This is a genomic window from uncultured Chitinophaga sp. (assembly GCF_937874145.1).
Classification (GTDB): domain Bacteria; phylum Bacteroidota; class Bacteroidia; order Chitinophagales; family Chitinophagaceae; genus Chitinophaga.
Window position 1 is genome coordinate 1 of sequence record NZ_CALNBI010000482.1, and the last position, 1674, is coordinate 1674.

The 1674-nt window shown below is 57.3% G+C and carries 2 protein-coding genes; both read left to right on the plus strand.

What is annotated here, in order from left to right; all coding sequences use genetic code 11:
• Positions 1–895, plus strand: an 895-nt coding sequence (locus tag Q0510_RS23000; protein ID WP_298717011.1) for an NAD(P)(+) transhydrogenase (Re/Si-specific) subunit beta, incomplete at its 5' end; no start/stop codon positions are given.
• Between the two features lie 27 nt (positions 896–922).
• The coding region (locus tag Q0510_RS23005) for an RsmB/NOP family class I SAM-dependent RNA methyltransferase (RefSeq protein ID WP_298717013.1) at positions 923–1674 on the plus strand (752 nt) is incomplete at its 3' end.

Consider the following 1674-nt stretch of genomic DNA (forward strand, 5'->3'; position numbering starts at 1 on the left):
CAACACAGCCCTCCCCGATATCCAGATCCAGCAGCTGCGCGAAACGGGGCTGATCAATACCTTGTTCTATGTTATTCTGGCGCTGTCCGTTGTTTATGGCGTCATGTTCGTGATGCCGATCGGCGGCGCGGATATGCCCGTCGTGATCTCGCTGCTCAATTCCTTTACCGGTGTGGCGGCGGCCTGCGGCGGATTCCTGTACGATAACCCCGTGATGCTGACAGGCGGTATCCTCGTGGGTTCCGCCGGTACGATCCTTACCATCCTCATGTGCAAAGCGATGAACCGCTCGCTGAAGAACGTGCTGATAGGGTCTTTCGGCGCGCATGCGGCTACCGGGGGCGGTGTTACGAAAGAGCAGGGGAATTACAAGGAAATCAATATCGCAGATGCGGCCGTTGTGATGCGGTATGCCGGCAAAGTGATGATCGTGCCGGGATATGGATTGGCCGTGGCGCAGGCGCAGCACGTTTGCCATGAACTGGAAAAACTTTTGGAAGAAAAAGGTGTGGAAGTGAATTATGCCATCCATCCGGTAGCCGGCCGCATGCCCGGACATATGAACGTGCTCCTGGCCGAAGCGGATGTGCCATATGAAAAACTCGAAGAGATGGAAACCGCCAACGCCGCCATGGCGAATACAGACGTGGTGCTGGTCCTGGGCGCCAACGACGTGGTGAACCCCGCCGCAAAAAGCGATCCCGGCAGCCCGATTTACGGCATGCCCATCCTTGAAGTGGAACTGGCGAAGATGGTGATCGTGAATAAACGCAGTATGAAACCGGGATACGCGGGGATTGAGAATGAGCTGTTCTTCCAGCCCAAAACATCCATGCTGTTCGGCGATGCGAAGTCCGTATTGCAACAGCTGGTGGCGGAAGTGAAAACGCTGTAAATCGTTACCTTTGCGTAAAAATTTACCTTGCCAGCATTACCACAGGCATTTATCGATACATTGAACGGCCTTCCGGGGTATGATGCCGCCGCTTTCCTCGCGGTGCATAATTCCCCGGAGCGCATAACCAGCGTGCGCCTCATGCCGCAGAAAGTGCAGGATATCGCATCGGTGTTCCCGCAGCTGGAAGCACAGCGCGTACCCTGGACCACCGGCGGCTATTATCTTTCCAGCCGTCCTTCCTTTACATTCGATCCGCAGTTCCATGCCGGCGCGTACTACGTGCAGGAAGCATCGTCCATGTTTTTGGAGGAAGCCCTGCGGCAGACGGTCCCCATGGCATCTCCCCTCAAAGCCCTTGACCTTTGCGCTGCCCCCGGCGGAAAAAGCACGCTCATCCAGGCGGCGCTGCCAACCGGAAGCTTGCTGGTATCCAATGAAGTCATCCGCCCGAGAGCCGCGCTGCTGGCGGATAATCTCTCGCGCTGGGGAACGCCCGACGTTGTCGTAACCAATAACGATCCCCGTGACTTCTCGCGCCTCGAAAACTTTTTCGACGTGATGGTGGTAGACGCTCCCTGCTCCGGTTCCGGCCTCTTCCGCCGCGATCCCGAAGCCGTGCAGGAATGGTCGTACGATAACGTGATGCTCTGTAGCCAGCGCCAGCAGCGCATCCTGGCCGACGCACTGCCCGCGCTCAAGCCCGGCGGCATCCTCATTTATTCTACTTGTTCTTACGCCAGGGAAGAAGACGAGCTGCTGCTCGACTGGCTCATGGA